The sequence below is a fragment of the Paenibacillus sp. JT22N12 genome, assembly GCF_056269365.1.
Genome location: NZ_JBWDNU010000006.1, coordinates 65,031 through 82,973, shown reverse-complemented (window position 1 = coordinate 82,973; position 17,943 = coordinate 65,031). Strand labels below are relative to the sequence as shown.

Here is a 17,943-nt window from a genome sequence, read left to right as displayed (position 1 = left end):
ATCATTAGTTCGTTTTATTCAGTAATTCTTTCGTCAAGCGAACCACATTAGCCGGGGAGAAACCAAAGTATTCCATAACTGCTGAGCCTGCTCCTGAAGCGCCGAACGTATCGATAGACAAAACGCTGCCAGCGGGTCCCGTATAACGCTCCCAGCCGAGTGAAATGCCTGCTTCAATGGACAGCCGCTTCGTGACGGAAGCAGGAAGCACGCTCTCTTTGTAGGCGGCAGATTGACGGTCGAACAGCTCTCTGCTCGGCATAGCGACGACGCGTACAGAGATATTGTCCCGCTCCAGCTCCGCCTTGGCGCTTACGGCAAGAGAAACCTCGGATCCGGTTCCGATCAGGATGACGTCCGGCTGACCGCCCGTTTCCGTCAGAACATATGCTCCCTTCGCTACCTTGTCAACATTGGCTTTGGTTTCTTCATATACGGGCAGATTCTGTCTGCTCAGCACCAGAGCTACCGGGCCTTCATTTTGCTGCAGGGCATAAGCCCACGCGCTTGCCGTTTCGTTGGCGTCGCTTGGCCGGATGACCGTAAGTCCGGGAATGGTGCGAAGTGCAGCCAGGTGCTCGACGGGCTCATGCGTAGGTCCATCTTCCCCGACGGCAATGGAATCATGGGTAAAGACATAAGTCACGGGCAGCTTTTGCAGCGCAGCCAAGCGAATGGACGGGCGCAAATAGTCGCTGAATACGAAGAAGGTGCTGACGAACGGTTTAATGCCTCCATGCAGCGCCATGCCATTGCCGGCTGCGCCCATTGCATGCTCGCGGACGCCAAAGTAAATATTGCGTCCTGAATAGGATTGAACGGCGAATGTTTGCTCTCCGCCGATATCCGTCATCGTCGAATGCGATAAATCCGCGCTGCCTCCAAAAATAGAAGGAACAGTTTTCACGTAATGATTGATCGCTTCTCCGCTCGCGATACGGGTTGAAACGGTTTTGGAGGCGTCGAAGGTAAGAATATTTGCCGCATCAAGCAGTACGGAGCCGTCGATCGCTTGCTCCAGCTCCTTGCCCTGCTGAGGATACTGCGCTTTATAAGAAGCGAATAATTGGTCCCATTCTGCTTCTTTGGCCGCGCCTTTAAGTTTAAGCTGGTCGAAATGAGCTTTGACTTCCGCCGGAACGGTGAACTCTTCCTCATACTGCCAGCCATAAGCTGCCTTGGTTGCCTTGGCTTCATCTTTGCCCAGCGGATTGCCGTGCGCTTTGTTCGTTCCGGCTACCTTGCTGCCGTAACCGATAATTGTCCGGATTTCGATAATGGTTGGCTGCGAATCGTTTTGCTTGGCCGCCGCGATTGCTTCAGCAATTCGCGAAACGTCGTTGCCATCCTCGACCCGCAGATATTCCCAATGAGCCGATTCAGCTCTTTTTTGGATGTTTTCCCCGAAGGAAAGGTTCAGTGCTCCATCCAATGAGATGTCGTTGGAATCATACAAAACGATTAATTTGCCCAGCTTCATATGTCCTGCCATGGACATCGCCTCGTAAGAGATCCCTTCCATCAAACAGCCGTCGCCGACGAGCGCATACGTATAATGATCCACAACCGGGAAGTCGTTCTGATTGAATTTCGAGGCCAGATGAGCTTCGGCCATCGCCATCCCGACTGCCATGGCAATCCCTTGTCCCAGAGGACCTGTCGTGGCATCTACGCCATCCGTGTGCCCAAATTCGGGATGTCCCGGCGTTTTGCTGTTCAGCTTGCGGAATTGCTTCAAATCATCAAGCGTTACCTGATAGCCGGACAAATGCAGAAGGCTGTACAACAAGGCTGAACCGTGGCCCGCAGAAAGAACGAAACGGTCGCGGTTAAACCACTTCGCATGGCCGGGATTGTGATTGAGCAGTCTGGACCAAAGCGTATATGCCATCGGCGCTGCTCCCATTGGCAGACCTGGATGACCGGAGTTGGCGCTGTTAATGGCGTCGATTGACAAGGTACGGATCGTATCGATTGCTAACTGATCAATTGTTTTTGTGATAGACATATTGTTCTCCCTCTTTTAATTCGATTTCTTGTTCAGGTTTGGCATCAAACCACCAATGATAGCCATCCTCCGCCAGCAGCGCGTCGGACTCGACAGGTCCGTAAGTACCCGCTGCATACAGATGAAGCGGAACCAGATTCTCCTCGAATGCTTCGAGAACCGGTTGAACCCATTTCCAGGACAATTCGACTTCGTCCCAATGCGCGAAGAACGTGGGGTCTCCGTGCAGAGCGTCGAAAATCAAATTTTCGTAAGCCTCGGGAACATCGTCCCTGCTCGTGTGAAAATCTATATTAATGGGTGTAAACTCCCCTTTATGGTGGGGATCCCTTGTATTTAATTGAAGCGTAATGCCTTCGTTCGGACTAATTTCAAATACGAGAAGATTAGGCACTTTGCTATCCTCGTCGGCCTGGGAGGACTTCAGCGGTTCTTTGAACTCAATGACGATCCGCGTTGATTTTTCCTTCATTCTTTTGCCTGTCCGGATGTAGAAAGGAACCCCGCGCCAAAAGAAATCATCGATTTGCAGTCTGGCGGCAATAAACGTATCGTTCATGGATGAAGCCGCAATTCCCGGTTCGGAAGTATAACCGATGACCGGTTTCCCTTGAATGGTTCCCGCTTTGTATTGTGCGCGGATGATGTTGGCGGCCACATTCTGTTTTTCAATGGGCTCGAGGTCTTCCATCACTTTTTTCTTCTTGAAGCGCACTCTTTCGGAGCTGCTGTTGTTCGGGAGGTGAATCGTGAGCATCATAAGCAATTGCAGCATATGGTTTTGGAACATGTCTCTTACTGCGCCAACATGATCGTAATAACCCGCTCTTTCTTCAACGCCGACTGTTTCGTTTGCGGTAATCTGCACATTGGCAATGTAACGGTTGGTCCAAAGCGCATGGATGACCGGATTGGACTGCTGCAGAATCTCAAGCTTCTGCACCATCGGCTTGCCGAGATAATGATCGATCCGGAAAATCTCTTCCTCCGTAAAATCTTTGCTCAGCTTTTGATTTAGATCCCGGGCGGATTGCAAATCATGACCGAAAGGCTTCTCGATCACCAGACGCTTCCAGCCATCCGCGGAACCAAGCCCGCTCTCCCCGATGTTTGCTGCAATCGTTTCAAAAAATTCAGGGCCAACCGATAAGTAAAACAGGCGATTCGGCGAAATGCGCAGCTCTTCTTCCCGCTGTTCGACCAGCTGCAGGAGCTTCTGGTAATCCTCTTTACGGCCAATATCCAAAACGCTGTAACGAAACGCGCTGAGAAATTTTTGCATCGATGCGGAATCGTCCGGTTCGCGTCTGGAAAACATACGAAGAGACTGCTCGACATTTGCCTGAAAGGATTCATCAGTCCATTCTCTTCTTCCAAGACCAATCAAGGAGAAGGATTCAGGCAGCTTCTGATCGACGAATAAATTATACAAGGCAGGGTAAATTTTTCTTTTGGCTAAATCCCCTGTCGCTCCAAACAAAACAAAGGTTGTTGGATCCATTTTTCATTCTCCTTCCATCAGAGCTTTCCGCCGAAGGACGATCGTCAGTTGTTTTATGCTTGATCGTCCGGCATTGGGGCAGCATGACTGCTTTCCAATCCGCAAGCTCTGGTTTCTTTTTCGTATTTCCACTATAATACGATTATCATCTATACGTGTAATTAATATATTTGACAGGAGCTATAGACCACGTCTATGACCAATAATTACGAATTGTACAAAGTTTTTTATTGGGCTGCGAAGACAGGCAGTTTGACCCAGGCTGCCAAGGCCTTATATCTTACCCAACCGAGCGTCAGCCACGCCATCAAACAGCTGGAAGACAGTTTCGGCATTACGCTGTTTTACCGAAATTCCAAAGGCGTTGCGCTGACGCAAGAAGGCGCCATTCTGTATTCCTATATTGAGCAGTCCCAGATTTTGATTTCGCTGGCTGAAGAAAAAATGGCCGCGCTTAAAAATCTGGACAGCGGCGAGCTGCGGATCGGCGGAAGCGATTCGCTGTTCAAGCATTATTTGCTTCCCTACCTGGAGGATTTTCATCAGAAGCATCCCGGCATCCGGCTTCACCTGAACCATGGAACGACGCCGGAAATCATCGCTTTCTTAAAAGAAGGCAGAATTGATTTGGGCGTCGTTCGGATGCCTATCGGCGATTCCCAGCTTGAGGTGCGGGAAAGTATCCAGCTGCAGGATTGCTTTGTAGCGGGGGCCCGTTATGCCGAGCTAAAGGATGTGGTTCTATCGCTGGATATGCTGCTCCAGTACCCCGTCATCCTATTCTCGCGCAACAGCCGGGCGCGAATGGCCATTACGGAATTATTTCAAAGCTACGGTTATACTCTCAAGCCTGAGATCGAGGTCGGAAGCGTGGATCTTCTCATCGAGTTTGCGCGGAAGGGTCTTGGAATCTCTTATGTGACCAGGGAATTTGTATCGAAGGAGCTGGAAGAGGGTTCCCTCTTCGAGATTCAGCTGGACGTGCGGCTGCCGCCTTCTCATGTGGGGCTGATGATTATGCGCAATATGCCGCTTTCCAGCACAGCAAGCAGGTTTATTGAGCTGGTTCGATAGCGTCTCATATAATCGTTGAGGATCATGCTTCAATTGCAGAATAAGCTGTGCCTGAATGAATCTATAACACGCTCAAAACCGCCAAACCCTTGATAATCAAGGGTTTGGCGGTTTTTTCAGTTGGAGGCGAGAAATAATAACTGCCCCTGTGGTCTCTGCTTAAAGCTTGTCTGGTTAATGTGATTCTTTATTACACAATAGTGACAACTTAACCGCGCAATATCATATAATAGAAGCAAATGCATCACGAGAGCGGGGGATCGGGCAATGGGAAGCAAAACACGGAAAGTGGCGGTTGTCGGCGTTGGATTTGTTGGGGCGAGCTGTGCATATTCGATGGTTAATCAGTCGATCTGCGACGAAATTCTGCTGATCGACAGGACGGCTGAACGTGCTTACGCGCAGGCGCTCGACCTGTCGCATTGTATGGATTTCACACATACACGGACGAAAGTTTACGCCGGCGGTTATGAGGATTGCGGCGATGCCGACATCGTTGTTCTATGTGCGGGGGCAAGTCCGATTCCGGGCGGCACCCGGCTTGCTCTCTTGGACAGCTCTTATGAGATTTATAAAACGATTATTCCCCTTATCATGAAGAGCGGCTTCAACGGTATTTTCGTCGTGGCCGCGAACCCGGTCGATATCGTCACCTACATGGTGTGGAAGCTATCAGGTTTGTCTCGCGGCCAAGTGATCGGAACCGGCACTTCAATCGACTCTTCCCGTCTGAAGACGCTGCTGTGCGAGTTTTTGCCCGTAGACCCGCGGAGCGTGCAGGGGTATGTGCTCGGTGAGCACGGAGACTCCCAGTTCCCGGCCTGGTCGCATGTAACGATTGGCGGCAAGCCGATATTGGACATTCTGGCCCAGCATCCCCACCGGTTCGGACATATCAAGCTCGACGAAATTGCTGCGAAAACACGCAACGCCGGATGGGAAATTATGCAGCGGAAGGGATCGACGCATTACGGAATTGCAAATGCGATCGCACATATCGTCCGCTCTATTTTGAATGACGATTACAAGATAACGGCAGTCTCCGCGATTTTGGAGGGGGAATATGGGGTTAACGGACTATGCGCGGGCGTTCCTGCCATATTGACACGGCGCGGCATAGCCGAGCTGGTCGAATTGAATCTGACGGAGAAAGAACAGGAACAGTTCGCCTATTCCTGCTCCGTCCTCCGTGCTGCAGCCGCTCCGCTGGATCTGAAGTAAAAGAACTCTTGATATATAGTAATATCCAGCTTAAGAGGAGCAAGGCCCTCCTCATTTCTCCGCCGCGTGTTGCTTCGGTTATCCCGGAGCATCATCACGTTTACTCCATCCCGCTAGCTTTCCGTTAACGACCGCAGGCGCCTGAGGGACGGAAATAAATACATCCATAAGCCAGCGACGGCTATAGTTCCTATACCGCCGATGAAAGCAGCCGGAACAGCTCCAACAAATCCGGCCAGTGTACCCGACTCGAACTCGCCTAATTGATTCGAAGTCCCGATAAATAGTGAATTCACTGCGTTCACCCGGCCCCGCATTTCATCCGGTGTTTGCAGCTGCACGAGTGAAGACCTGATAACGACGCTGACCACATCCGAAGCTCCGACGAAGAACAAGGCAACCAGTGATATAAGCAGGCTCGTCGAAATGGCGAAGAGCATGGTGGCCAGTCCGAATACGGCGAGAGCCCCGAACAACATGGGTCCAAAGTTCTTTTTAAGCGGATAATACGAGAAAATGACGGACATTAATAATGCGCCAATTGCCGGTGCAGTTCGCATTAATCCTAATCCCCAAGCACCTGTATGTAGAATATCCTGCGCAAATATCGGCAGAAGCGCCGTAGCTCCGCCAAGCAGAACGGCAAAAAGATCAAGCGAGATCGTTCCCAGGATTATGGGATGCCGAAAGATGAACTCCAGGCCCAGGAAGACAGAGCGCATGGACACGGGTTCCGACTTTCGGATGCTTGGCTCCATACGGATCAGGAAAGTGAGGATTCCGGCAACCAGCAGCGCTATAGTAGATGTACTGTATACAAAAGCAGGACCTAATGAATAAAGCACTCCCCCAAGAGACGGACCCAAAATTTGAGACGTTTGCCCGACCGAGGTAGTCCAGGCGACGGCTTGCTGGAGCATGGCTTTTGGAACAAGCTGCGGCAGCAGCGCTGATGACGAAGGGCCTTCGAAGGCACGGCATGCACCGATAATCGCCGCCGCCACCAGGATTTGCTCACGGCCAAGCCACCCGGCAAAATTTCCGATTAGCAGAAGAGCGGCGATCCCGCCTTCGATGATCTGACATAAAAAAACAATTCTTCGCCGGTCAAAACGGTCTGCGACATGACCAACAACGAAAGTAAGCAGCACCATGGGCAAGAACTGGGCCAGCCCTACAAGTCCAAGGCTGAAAGCGTCATGAGTTAGCTCATACATCTGCCATCCGATCGCCACGGAGAGCATCTGGAAGGCGGTTGAAGATAAAATTCGCGAGACCCAGAAGTTTGTGAATGAAGGCTGCTTGTGAATAGAATCGCTGGATTGAAATAAAATACGGCTCACACCCTTTTCGAGGACCAGCCATAAAAATGAAGTTAGAGGTTGGTCCAGCCCGCTTATTGTGAAAACAGAATACATTATACTATTAACACGGCATCAGTTGAATAGTCCAAACAAAAATAAGCTGACGATTGTTGACCAGTTCATCGTCTGCTGCGTGAACCGGAACGATAAATGTGCAAAATATAAACAGCGGCAGCCATGGACTTGGAATAAAGTCCCGGACTGCCGCTGTTTAGTTCGCCAAAATATATTTATTCAAGAAGTCGTTGCGGAATTTCCCCTGCGGGTCGTAACGAAGGAGCAGCTGTTGAAAGTCGGGCAGCTTCTCGTACAGGGGCTGCAGCCGTTCGGGCGGCATGGTAAACAGCTTGGCCCAGTGCGGGCGGGCTTGGAAGGGAGCAAGCTGCTTTTCGATGATCGGCAGTACCTGCTGAACGGCCTCCCAATCGGATTTCCACGTAAAGTGGATCGCTACCGACTCCTGCTTATAGCAAGGGCTCATCCACAAATGGTCTTCCGCAATCGTGCGAACCTCGGAAATATAAAGAAGCGGCGCTATGTACTCCCGTATCTGGTTAATTGCGCATAATGCCTGATACGCCTCATGGCGCGGCACGAAGTACTCGCTTTGCAGCTCCTCTCCGGCGCTTGGGGTGAAATCCATGCGAAAATGCGGCAGCCTTTCGTACCACGGTCCCGGAATGCCCATCTGTTCGCTGCAATTTTCCGATGCATAGCCCGGCACCGGGTGCCGCCGCGCGGTTGCAGGTGTCGCGCCGAAATAATCAGGCTCTCCCTGAGCGGAGACTTGATCTGTCAGGATGCGCTTTAGCCAGACCTGATTGAATGATGCATTCTTCCAATCCGTAAACAGACTGACACTGTAGCCGCTGGAGAAAATATCGTCAAAGTGCTCTTGAAGCTGCTCCAGAGGCAGGTTGTCGAAAACATGCTGACTCATCTGAAATGTCGGGAGCACATCCAATGTAAGGCTTGTAACGACGCCCAATCCCCCAAGTCCAACGACCGCTCCGTCAATGATCCCGTCTTGTTGATCACGGGAGATTACGGCCACCTCTCCGTCCGCTTTGACGATCTCCAGGGAATGAACCGCTGTAGCAAGATTGCCGTTCCGATCACCGGATCCATGCGTAGCCGTTGCACACGCGCCTGCAACCGTAATATGCGGCAGCGACGCCAAATTGTGCAGCGCATAGCCGTTGCCGTGAAGATATTGGCACAGCTCTCCATAGCGGATTCCGGCTTGGACCGTTATCGTATTGCGCGTTTGATCTAATGCTGTCACCCGGTCAAGCTTCTGAAGCGAGACAAAGCTTTTAGTAGAATCGGCAATACCATTAAAAGAATGGCGCGTGCCAAGCACCTTGATTTGACTGCTCCGAGCCACCAATTCCTGTACTTGCTCCACGTTTTCAGGAACATGGAGTTCAGAGGCGCTATACCTGTAGTTGCCAGCCCAGTTACGATCATTTTCCATATGTGCATGCTCCTTCCCATACTAAATCGAATAAACCCGATGTAAATAGAAGATTTCATCATCAAATCTAATCATACCTCAATTTGGGGTCAAACGAATACGACAATTCTTTTCAGGGGTGCTTAAATTTTTTCTTCCTGCTTTGGCACGATCCGCCCGACCATCCGAATAACCCCGCCGATAAATCCTTTATCCTTATCAGTCCCGTGGATTTCTTCACCGTCTCTCTTGTTCTGAAGCAGACAACCAGCGGCTGCTGCACCAGCTTCGGTGTCATGAATAATTATACGGATTTTCAATAACCAAAATTGCCTCGTAACAGCAGTTAGGTAACATAATTTTAATTATGTTACCTTTATAATAACTAGTTAACATAACTATAGTTATGTTAACTTTTAATTTCTTTCAGGCATGTTTTCTACTGAATACACTTTTCTCCATTATACCGGCGAAGCAGTCCATGCTGCGTGTCCCGGTTTCTGGTTATCCCGATTGCTTCCAAATCCTTCACCTGGCCTAAAGTTTGCTGCCATAGCGCAAAAAAAACCGCGTGAACTGGTGAAAGCTCCCTGCGGTTTCGGGACAAATTTAAATGCTGTGTATCTTCATGTTCCATGACCAGCTGCATACCCGCCCCAGTTTATTCCTTTTTATTCAGATAGAAATAAAAGGCGACGCCATTCTGCGTATTGGCGGCTCCGTATTCCACTCCGTGCAGCTCAAGAATGTTTTTCGAGATGGCCAGTCCCAGCCCCGTGCCTCCCATGGAACGCTGGCGGGAAGTGTCTCCGCGGTAGAAACGGTCCCATACTTTATCCAACTGCTCGGGCGGAATTCGGGCGCCCATGTTTTCCACGCTGACGGCGACCCGATCCGCCTCTTCAATGGCGGTCACGTTGATTGCTTGTCCTGCAGGCGTATACAGGATCGCGTTTGTTATAAAATTGGTCATGACCTGCTCAATGCGCAGCTGGCTGGCCACAACTTTGACAGGTGACAACTGAAGGTGCAGCCGCAGCATTTTCTCGTTCATTTCCGCCCTGAACTGCTCGCAAACCGCTTCGATCACGGTGTCGATATCAAACTCGTCCATCTTCAATTGATACGTGCCCGACTCAAATTTGGCCAGCTCAAGCATCCCGACGATGAGCGCATCCATTTTGTCCACTTCTTTTTCCATCGCTGCGAAATAGTGATCCTTTTTGTGGGCGGCCACGCCGTCCTTCAGAATCGAGATGCAGCTCTTCATCACGCTGAGAGGTGTCTTGAGCTCATGCGATACACCGGATATAAATTCCTTGCGCGTGTTCTCCAGCTGCTTCTCCTTCTCGATGTCATCCTGAAGCTGCTTGATATAAGAATGCAGCGTTTGCGAGAGCGAGTTTATATTTCTGGACAGATCGCCGATCTCATCCTTCGATTTAATCGGGATCACTGCCGTGAAGTCAAGGTTGGCAAGCTTCTTCGTCATCTGGTTCACCCTCAGCAGAGGTCTTGCAATCGTCATGGAGTAGTAAAAGGAAGCAAGCAGGACCAGCAGCGCTACAAACGCGATAATGTACATATAGTAGCTCTGGACCATCTGCACAGCTTCATCGACCGGCTGGAGAGATGCCATCGCGTAGAGATAGGCGGTATTCCCGTCGGAGCCGCGCATCGGCTGAACGATCAGCTTGTATTTCGCGTTGCTCTGCTCGAAGTCCAGTGTTTGAGGACCCGCATCCCCGGGAGCGTATTTCAAGAGCAGCTCTGTCTGGAAAACGTTGATCTGATCGAGAAACAAGGCATTCGTATAGAGCAGACTATTCGTATCGTCCAGCATCTGGAATCGTGTCTTCACGACTTTGCCCTGCATGTAAGTGAACGGATCGTACAGCTCCGCCTTGCTGCCATTAAAGTCCGATTCATAGTTCAATTTCTTCGCCAGGCTCTCATCCATTTTTTTCAATTTGTCCGCTACGAGGTCGGTCATTATCCTTTTCAAGCGCGCGTTTTCGAACGTTTCGATTTTGATCCCGCTTCCGTTATTCTCTGTCCGGATGGCTGCCGGAATTAACGTGCTCCCTTTCACGATGCCGTAGATCCAGAAAGGCGTTTGATCCGCAAGGAAGCCTTTGAAACCCTCCCCTTCGTCCGCGCTCACCAAGTGATACAGCGGCACCTTATAGGTCACGGTTTGCCCGCTCAGGCTCTCGCCGGTCAATTCCATGTCGAACGCGTCGGTTTGGATCAGCTCGCCATTGTGGTCCAGAACCGCCAGCCATGCGCCGTGATCCCGGTAAAAGTCCTGCACGAGCGATTGCGCGAGCCTGGCGTCTCCCTCGCCGGATTCATACTGCGTCTTATAGCTTTGCAGGCTTGTCTGGATGTCTTTCACTTTCTGATTGACATAATAATCCTTGAAAAATACCGTTTGCCCAACGTATATAGACGCCAAAATAAGCGTACACAACAGGATGGTCAGCAGAAACAGCTTCAGTACGATACGGCTTGTCATACGCTTGCCCCAAACCGGTAGCCGGTTCTGACAATGGTTGTAATCAGCTTCGCTTTATCACCCAGCTTGATTCTTAAATTGCGGATATGGGTATTTATCGTACGATCGTCGCCGGCGTATTCGTATCCCCAGATTTTGGTGATCATCTGCTCCCTGGTCATCACAATGCCCTGGTTCTGCATCAGGCTGCTCAAAATCTCGAATTCCGTATGCGTCAGGTTGATCGACACCCCGTCGCTTTCCACCGTCCGCGATGGAAAATGAATGCGGATGCCGTGACGGATCAATGTATCGCTTGTGCCGGGCGATTGGCTTTGCCGCGAGCGGCTGTCGAGCAGCCGTTTTGCTCTGGCCAGCAGAACCGGCGGACTATACGGCTTCGTGACATAATCGTCGGCGCCGAGCTCGAAGCCAAGCAGCGTGTCGTCTTCGTCCACTCGTGCGGTTAACATGATAATCGGAACATCGGAGGTCTTCCGTATGCGGCGGCAAACTGACCATCCATCCAGTCTTGGAAGCATGATGTCCAGTATGATGAGGTCCACTTTCCTGTCTTGAATCAGCTGCAAGGCCTGTTCGCCGTCCACAGCCTCCAGCACCTCATACCCTTCATTCAGAAAATAATCTTTCACGATTTCCCTCAGGATGGGTTCATCCTCCACAACTAAAATCGTCCTGACGTCCATGCGAAGCCCCCAAGTCGTGTCCTTTGTTTACCGTTCCATCATATCAAACTTCGATTTGAAAAGGGAGCCGGCGTGTTTAGCTAGTAGCGGACCTGAGTGCCTTCGGCCAGAGGATCGCTGCTTTCCACAATGACCTTTTCACTGCCAATTAAGCTGTCGACAACCGCGGTTCTCATCTCGTTGGCGGCAGATATGGTGACCGACAGCTTTCTTGCAAAGTTGACATTGCCAAGCGGGCCTTTTTTATTGTCGATAACAAACACATAGGCGCCGTCCCTGTCTTTATGGACCGCCTGGCTTGAAATGATAAGCGCGTTCCCGTCCCCCTTGGTCGTGAGATTGAGCTCAACCCGGTCACCCTCGCGGAGAGCCTCATCATGCAGGCTGACGAGCAGACGAATCGTTTCCGGGTCCGATTCGCCTGGCTGAGGGGCATCGCTCTCTCCGATTTCCACAATATTTCCCTGAACGGAACGGCCGCTCTTGCCTGAAATCATGACCTCCAAAGGCTCGGCTGTATCCAGCGTGGCGGCAATATTGACAGGCACCTGCATCTCGAACTGCAGTCCCTTATCCGAGTTAACAAGGCGGATATCACCTTCCCCCGTGCCTGAAGGCAGGCCTTCCACCGCATGAACAGCTTCTACAATGCCGTCGAACGGGGCTTTCAGCTTTTGTTGATCGGCAAGCTGGCCCTCCAGTGCCTGAATACGCCTTTCCTGAGCGGCAATATCCAGCCGCGCGCTTTCCAATGCGATTCGGGCGTCGCTTTGTGCCCCCGAATCCGCATTGGCAGCAGCTTCGATATAGTCGCGCTGCAGGCTTTGCACAGGGAGCTTCAGCTTCTCCAGCGCGTCCCGCTCCGCCTCGATCTGCTGCTCCGTCTCGCTGTTTTCATACATGATGAGTGCCTGTCCTTTCTGGACGGCATCACCCTCCTTGACCAGCACCTGTTTGACTTTCCCGCCCGCCGGGTTCGATAGATCCAGCTCCGACACAAACTTCAAGGCGGCACTTCCCTTAAACTCCTGATTCAGGAGACCGGTTTCGGGCTGCTCCACCGTAACTTTAGGCAGCGTCAAGGCAAACAACGTATTGCTGAATAATGTGAGGACGATCAGCAAGCCAAAAAACAACCCGGCGAGCAGGCGGATTTTTCGCTTTCGGCTTTTAGAATCGTCGGATCTGAAGTCTGCTTCCATTTCATCACTCCTGATACTTGATTACCCCTTGATTCCCGAATGCTGAATGCCCTCGACAAAATAAGTTTCGGCGTACAGGAACAGCAGGATCATCGGGCACATGTACAGGACCGAAGCGGCAAAAACCACATCTGTTTCCTGTTCACTGATCTGAAGCAGATAGAGCGACAGCGGCTGCTTGAACTCATCCTCCAGAAAGATGAGCGGCTGTTCGACCATATTCCAATAGTCGACGAACAGCAGGACGCTCAGCGCAGCCAAGCCCGGTTTGACCAAGGGAAGGATGATCCGGACGAAAATGGCGGCATGTCCCGCACCGTCCATCTTGGCAGCTTCCATATAGGCATTCGGAATTTGAGCCATAAATTGACGGATCATAAATACGCCAAAGGCGCCGAAAATGCCAGGCAGAATAATCGCCGCCGTTGTGTTGAATAATCCCAATCGGTCGATGATGATGTAATTGGGAACCAGTGTAACCTGAAACGGCATGAGCATCGTCATCAGATAGACCATGAACAGCGCATCCCGCCCTCTGAAACGGAGCTTGGCAAAGGCATAAGCGGCCAGAGAAGCGATCAGTGTCTGTCCGGCGACGATCGGCGTGACGAGTCCTACCGAATTCCAGAACATCTGCAGAAACCGCGGCGTCGTAATCAGCAGTTTTTTATACTGGGCGAAGGTCACCCAGTCTGGTATCAGCTTCAGATTGACAAAGGCATCCTTGTCCCCTGCTGCGGCATCGGTCATCGTACCGATCAAGCCGTAATTAGCGGCGAACTCGTTTTGGGTCATGAGCGAGTTTGCGGCTGTGAGGACAATTGGAATGAGCAGGAGTGCCGCCACTGCAGCGAGTAAAGTAAACAGCACCGCCCTGGGAAGCGCACGAATGTTCCGCATAAGCTCCCCCCATTACTCCAGATTTTGCTGAAACCGGCGTTCGACCGATATCAGGCCCGATACCAGAGCAATAATGCAGCCGACCATCAGCGTAGCGGCCGCCGTCAGCTTCTGAATATCCAGCGAGACAAACATATTGTTCATATAATGCTGCATCATATAAATGCGATCGTACGGATAATTTCCGGCAAGCATGTAGGTTTCCCGGAATACCTTGAACGAATTGATAATCGAAATAAGAATGACGAAAAACATGGTCGGTATCAAGTAAACGAGCGTAATGCCGAATAGCTGGCGAATGCCGCCTGCTCCCTCGATCCGGGCCGTTTCGTAATAGCTTTGGGGGATCGACTGCAGACCGGCAAGGAAGAGAATCATATTGTAGCCGATATTTTTCCAGATATACATAAGCACCAGTACGGCCATGGACCAGTTCGAGTTCATCCAATCGATCCGCGGCAGTCCCAAGAAGTGCAGCCAGCTGTTCAAGGTGCCGTTCCAGTCAACGAATATTTGCCAAACCATGACGATAGAGGCAACCGGAACGACAAGGGGCAGAACAACCGCCGTCTGCAGCCCGTTTCTAAGCCACATCCGTTGATTCAGCATGAGTGCCAGAGCAAGCGACAGCACGATCAGAATGGGAACGCTGATCCCCGTGAAAAGCAGCGTATTGGCTGCCGCCTGGCGGAAGGAGCTGCTGTACAGCAGCTCCCTGTAATTGGCTAACCCGGCGAAGGAACCCCCTTGCAGCTTGTCGGTGAAGGAGTAATAGATGCCCATGGCAAAGGGTATCGCATAGAACAGCGAGAAGCCGAGCAGACTGGGCGCAAGAAACAGCAAGGCTGCGGGCCCGTCCTTCTTCAGCCGTCCGGGAAACCGGAACCGCGGCTTATTCATTGAGGTAAGTCGTCGCTTTGTTTTGCATAATGTCCGCAACGGCCTCGGCCGACTTCTGCCCGCTGAAGAAGGCCGGCGTTTCGTCCCATATGAGGATTTCGATCTCGTAGGGGAGCGTCGATTTCCGGTTGCTCGCTTTGGAAATAAAGTCAGTCACAGTCTGAAGTTCCTCCTGCTTGGCCTTGCCGTCCTGCACAAACTTAGCCTCCTGCGCTGCAAATATGATCTTGGATAACGGAAACGTAGTATACACCGAGTAACTCCCGTCCGGTTCCTTGTCCACATTGCCTGCTCCCCTGGACATCAAGAATTTGAGGAAGTCCCACGCTTCCGGCTTAACGGCGGAATTCGCATTAATGGCGATGTTGGAAAGCGGGGAAAAGGATCCGCCGTCCTGCTGCCCTTCGCCCTTGGGAACCTGATATAGCGCCGGTTTTTCAAACTTGCTTTCTGCAACCCTGAACATATAATCGCCGAAGGAAGAAATATCCGTCTGCCGGAAATATACATGTTCGTAATTTCGAAAATCAAAGCTTACCACATTGTCCTTTTCCAGCTGCTTTATTTGATTCAGCAGGCTGATAAACGCATCTGAATCAAAATGGGCTTTCCGGTTGACCCGATCCACAAATTGGGAATACGACGCAGTCACCAGCGCATACAGAAAATTGCTATCTCGCTTCTCGGTATAAGCGTATTTGTACCTGCCTGTCATGGGCAGCTTTTTCGCGGTGGCGGCGAACTGCTCCCAGTTCCAGCTGCTGTCGCCAATAGTCACACCCGTGCTTTTTAGCGCATTCTCATCCGCCAGCAGGGCGGACACGTAGAAGGACAGGGGCATGGCATACACGCTGCCGTCGCTTTCCTTCACACCATCAAGGATGTTCTGAAAGTAATCCTCTTTTTTAAAGGATGTATCGCCATTCATCATGTCACTCAGATTGGCCAAGAGTTGTTTACCGATGAAACCTTCAATCGGCAAATCATCCGTGACGATCATATCGGCCCCTTTGCCGCTGAGGAAATCGGCGCTCGTCTTGGTCCTGAACTTCTCCACCAGCGTGCCGGAGGGGTCAAAGTCCTTGGTTACATACTTCAGATCGACGGTAATGTTCGGATGTTCTTTCTCATAAGCCTTCTTCGCGTCATCATAATACTGATCGTAACCGTACATAGATAAAACGATGGTGCTTTTTTTGTTGGGATCGGGGGCGGGGGTTGGGGAAGGATTGGACGTTGAAGCCGCGCTCTCCGGTTTGCTGCTGTCCGGTTGTGTTGATTGATCCGTGTTTGCGCCGCCTGATAGCGAGCCAGGTGTCGCATTGCCCCCGCTGCAGGCCGTAATGGATAGCATCAGCGCGATGCAAAGGAACAGTATGCTTTTTTTCAATTCTCTTCATCCTTCCATTTGTCTTGACTACCAGGCTAGTTTAGTAAAGTCAGGTCAAGAAAGGATGAAGCACAGATCAAGATGAAATAAAGATTGCAAAACAAGGCTACCCAGCAGCGATTGCTGAATAGCCTTGCTCAATTCTGTTTTTTTGCATAAGACTGTGACCATGTTGACAGTGACAGCCTCTAAGTATTCAACAGCTCCTATATTTAAAACAGCTTTACCGCAAAGGCTTTAATGCGCCGCTCCATGCAACCACTTGATCAAGCATGGAATTAACATTGTTTACATGTAAATCAGCCGGTTTAAACACGCTGTAATTTTCGAAATCTGTAAATAAGGACAATGTTGGATGTACACGGACATGCGCAACGCTTAGCTCTGACAAGATTCCACGTAAATGCTCGGCAGCACGGGCTCCGCCTGATGAACCATAGCTTACGATGCCGGCTGCCTTATTGTACCAGGCCTCCCGGGCTGAATCGAGCGCGTTTTTCAAAACCGCCGACACGCTATGGTTGTATTCTGCCGTAACGAAGACGAATCCATCCAGGCTATTCAGCTTCTCTGACCAGGCCTTTACCTGCTCTTCGCCATCTTCAGTTCCAACAAATGGTAATTTAAAGTCTGCAATATCTACGATATCATAGTTTGCATCACCCCGTTTGTCAGCAATCCCTTTCACCCATTCTCCTACCTGTGGACTCACGCGTCCTTGACGGGAGCTTCCCAAAATAATTCCAATATTTAATTTAGACATTGTTATTACCTCCTGTTTAATATTTGCTGAGTATTGCGTTGAGCTTCATTTCCCGTCGATATGGGGCGAGTCCTGCCGCTTTGGGGGGAACACCGCACCCACAATATTCGAGTTATTTCGTAATTATGAGTAAACAAGCGCCAATTGCTTCCTTATCCTTTTGCCCGATAGATGGGAGCCCCAGCCGGCGAGGAAGTTGCGCCTCCATCGACAACGACTTCAGTACCCTGGATATAGGAGGAATCATCCGAGGCGAGGAACAAGACGGCCTTGGCGACTTCATCCGGATCGGCCAGGCGATTAAGCGGAATGGAGGGCGATAGCGCATTCTCCAGGTTGGACATGCCTTCAGGCGTCGATTGTCCCCAGATTGGCGTACGGGTTGCTCCCGGAACAATCGTATTCACCCGGATCCCATGAGGCGACAGCTCGGTAGCCAGCACTCTAACCATGCTTCTGACCGCACCTTTGCTAGCTGCATACGCCGAATACCCGGAAGCGCCCAATGACGCCAGCACCGAGCCGTTCAAAATGACCGACGCCCCAGACTTCAGATGCGGCAGGGCCGCTTGTACGGTAAAGAATACTCCAGTAACATTGACCTTGATAATTTCCTCAAATACAGACAGCTCGGTCCCGCCCAGAGGTGTATGTCCGGCAATGCCCGCATTCGCAAAAACTACATCCAGTTTACCGAATTTGTCCACCGCTGCAGCCACCGCTTTTTCCATGCTTGCCGGATCACCTGCATCCATCTGGACGGCAAAGGCATTGACACCAAGCTCTTCGGCCGCGGCGGATAACTTAGCCTGATTCCGGCCTGTAATAACTACTTTCGCCCCTTCCGCTGCAAATAATTTTGCAGTTGCCAGACCGATACCGCTGTTTCCTCCTGTGATCAATGCAACTTTCCCATTCAATCTTTCCATTTCGATTCCTCCAGTATTTAGTTTCTATTGT

15 protein-coding genes are annotated in these 17,943 nt (G+C 51.0%); 2 read left to right on the top strand and 13 right to left on the bottom strand.

Annotated elements, in window-relative coordinates; translation table 11 throughout:
* Nucleotides 1–4: 4 nt before the first annotated feature.
* Entirely contained in the window at nucleotides 5–2,002 is a 1,998-nt protein-coding gene (gene tkt / locus AC0YOA_RS21845) for a transketolase (protein ID WP_475788689.1), read from the bottom strand.
* Nucleotides 1,986–3,509 carry a glucose-6-phosphate dehydrogenase gene (gene zwf / locus AC0YOA_RS21840; RefSeq protein WP_475788403.1) on the bottom strand — a complete coding sequence of 508 codons (1,524 nt, stop codon included), beginning with the start codon at nucleotides 3,507–3,509 and terminating at the stop codon, nucleotides 1,986–1,988. The genes tkt and zwf overlap by 17 nt, the downstream gene beginning before the upstream one ends.
* Nucleotides 3,510–3,704: 195 nt before the next feature.
* On the opposite strand from zwf, the gene AC0YOA_RS21835 reads away from it, so the two are divergent.
* On the top strand, nucleotides 3,705–4,583 hold the full coding sequence (locus tag AC0YOA_RS21835; protein WP_475767118.1) for a LysR family transcriptional regulator: 879 nt from the start codon (nucleotides 3,705–3,707) through the stop codon (nucleotides 4,581–4,583).
* A gap of 267 nt (nucleotides 4,584–4,850) precedes the next feature.
* Nucleotides 4,851–5,804 (top strand): L-lactate dehydrogenase, encoded by a 954-nt coding sequence (locus AC0YOA_RS21830; protein WP_475767116.1) that lies wholly within the window; start codon nucleotides 4,851–4,853, stop codon nucleotides 5,802–5,804.
* Nucleotides 5,805–5,917: 113 nt separating this feature from the next.
* Here the strand turns inward: AC0YOA_RS21830 and AC0YOA_RS21825 are convergent, their stop codons facing one another.
* From AC0YOA_RS21825 to AC0YOA_RS21775, 11 genes are all read right to left on the bottom strand, one after another.
* Complete coding sequence (locus tag AC0YOA_RS21825) at nucleotides 5,918–7,222, bottom strand: MFS transporter (RefSeq protein WP_475788402.1); 1,305 nt, start codon at nucleotides 7,220–7,222, stop codon at nucleotides 5,918–5,920.
* Between the two features lie 157 nt (nucleotides 7,223–7,379).
* Entirely contained in the window at nucleotides 7,380–8,645 is a 1,266-nt protein-coding gene (locus AC0YOA_RS21820) for an FAD-binding protein (RefSeq protein ID WP_475788401.1), read from the bottom strand.
* A 122-nt stretch (nucleotides 8,646–8,767) separates the two neighbouring features.
* Nucleotides 8,768–8,944 carry a hypothetical protein gene (locus AC0YOA_RS21815; RefSeq protein ID WP_475788400.1) on the bottom strand — a complete coding sequence of 59 codons (177 nt, stop codon included), beginning with the start codon at nucleotides 8,942–8,944 and terminating at the stop codon, nucleotides 8,768–8,770.
* Between the two features lie 341 nt (nucleotides 8,945–9,285).
* Nucleotides 9,286–11,142: a sensor histidine kinase gene (locus tag AC0YOA_RS21810; protein WP_475788399.1), complete on the bottom strand. Its 1,857-nt coding sequence runs from the start codon at nucleotides 11,140–11,142 to the stop codon at nucleotides 9,286–9,288.
* Nucleotides 11,139–11,828 carry a response regulator transcription factor gene (locus AC0YOA_RS21805; RefSeq protein ID WP_475788398.1) on the bottom strand — a complete coding sequence of 230 codons (690 nt, stop codon included), beginning with the start codon at nucleotides 11,826–11,828 and terminating at the stop codon, nucleotides 11,139–11,141. Before AC0YOA_RS21805 ends, AC0YOA_RS21810 begins: the two co-directional genes overlap by 4 nt.
* A gap of 80 nt (nucleotides 11,829–11,908) precedes the next feature.
* The gene (locus tag AC0YOA_RS21800; RefSeq protein ID WP_475788397.1) at nucleotides 11,909–13,030 is read right to left on the bottom strand and encodes an efflux RND transporter periplasmic adaptor subunit; all 1,122 of its coding nucleotides are present in this window, start codon (nucleotides 13,028–13,030) and stop codon (nucleotides 11,909–11,911) included.
* A 21-nt stretch (nucleotides 13,031–13,051) separates the two neighbouring features.
* Nucleotides 13,052–13,930, bottom strand: coding sequence for a carbohydrate ABC transporter permease (locus tag AC0YOA_RS21795; protein WP_475788396.1), 879 nt, complete (start codon nucleotides 13,928–13,930; stop codon nucleotides 13,052–13,054).
* Nucleotides 13,931–13,942: 12 nt separating this feature from the next.
* Entirely contained in the window at nucleotides 13,943–14,830 is an 888-nt protein-coding gene (locus AC0YOA_RS21790; protein ID WP_475788395.1) for a carbohydrate ABC transporter permease, read from the bottom strand.
* Nucleotides 14,823–16,220, bottom strand: a complete 1,398-nt coding sequence (locus AC0YOA_RS21785; protein ID WP_475788394.1) for an ABC transporter substrate-binding protein — start codon at nucleotides 16,218–16,220, stop codon at nucleotides 14,823–14,825. The genes AC0YOA_RS21790 and AC0YOA_RS21785 overlap by 8 nt, the downstream gene beginning before the upstream one ends.
* Nucleotides 16,221–16,443: 223 nt before the next feature.
* Entirely contained in the window at nucleotides 16,444–16,983 is a 540-nt protein-coding gene (locus AC0YOA_RS21780; RefSeq protein WP_475788393.1) for an NADPH-dependent FMN reductase, read from the bottom strand.
* Between the two features lie 152 nt (nucleotides 16,984–17,135).
* The gene (locus AC0YOA_RS21775) at nucleotides 17,136–17,912 is read right to left on the bottom strand and encodes an SDR family NAD(P)-dependent oxidoreductase (protein WP_475767099.1); all 777 of its coding nucleotides are present in this window, start codon (nucleotides 17,910–17,912) and stop codon (nucleotides 17,136–17,138) included.
* Nucleotides 17,913–17,943: the final 31 nt, after the last annotated feature.

Coding starts and splice junctions, on each gene's coding strand:
- zwf (WP_475788403.1), bottom strand. CDS start 3,509: ATGGATCCAACAACCTTTGTTTTGTTTGGAGCGACAGGGGATTTAGCC.
- AC0YOA_RS21810 (WP_475788399.1), bottom strand. CDS start 11,142: ATGACAAGCCGTATCGTACTGAAGCTGTTTCTGCTGACCATCCTGTTG.
- AC0YOA_RS21800 (WP_475788397.1), bottom strand. CDS start 13,030: ATGGAAGCAGACTTCAGATCCGACGATTCTAAAAGCCGAAAGCGAAAA.
- AC0YOA_RS21835 (WP_475767118.1), top strand. CDS start 3,705: ATGACCAATAATTACGAATTGTACAAAGTTTTTTATTGGGCTGCGAAG.
- AC0YOA_RS21830 (WP_475767116.1), top strand. CDS start 4,851: ATGGGAAGCAAAACACGGAAAGTGGCGGTTGTCGGCGTTGGATTTGTT.
- AC0YOA_RS21775 (WP_475767099.1), bottom strand. CDS start 17,912: ATGGAAAGATTGAATGGGAAAGTTGCATTGATCACAGGAGGAAACAGC.
- AC0YOA_RS21790 (WP_475788395.1), bottom strand. CDS start 14,830: ATGAATAAGCCGCGGTTCCGGTTTCCCGGACGGCTGAAGAAGGACGGG.
- AC0YOA_RS21825 (WP_475788402.1), bottom strand. CDS start 7,222: ATGTATTCTGTTTTCACAATAAGCGGGCTGGACCAACCTCTAACTTCA.
- AC0YOA_RS21780 (WP_475788393.1), bottom strand. CDS start 16,983: ATGTCTAAATTAAATATTGGAATTATTTTGGGAAGCTCCCGTCAAGGA.
- AC0YOA_RS21805 (WP_475788398.1), bottom strand. CDS start 11,828: ATGGACGTCAGGACGATTTTAGTTGTGGAGGATGAACCCATCCTGAGG.
- AC0YOA_RS21820 (WP_475788401.1), bottom strand. CDS start 8,645: ATGGAAAATGATCGTAACTGGGCTGGCAACTACAGGTATAGCGCCTCT.
- AC0YOA_RS21795 (WP_475788396.1), bottom strand. CDS start 13,930: ATGCGGAACATTCGTGCGCTTCCCAGGGCGGTGCTGTTTACTTTACTC.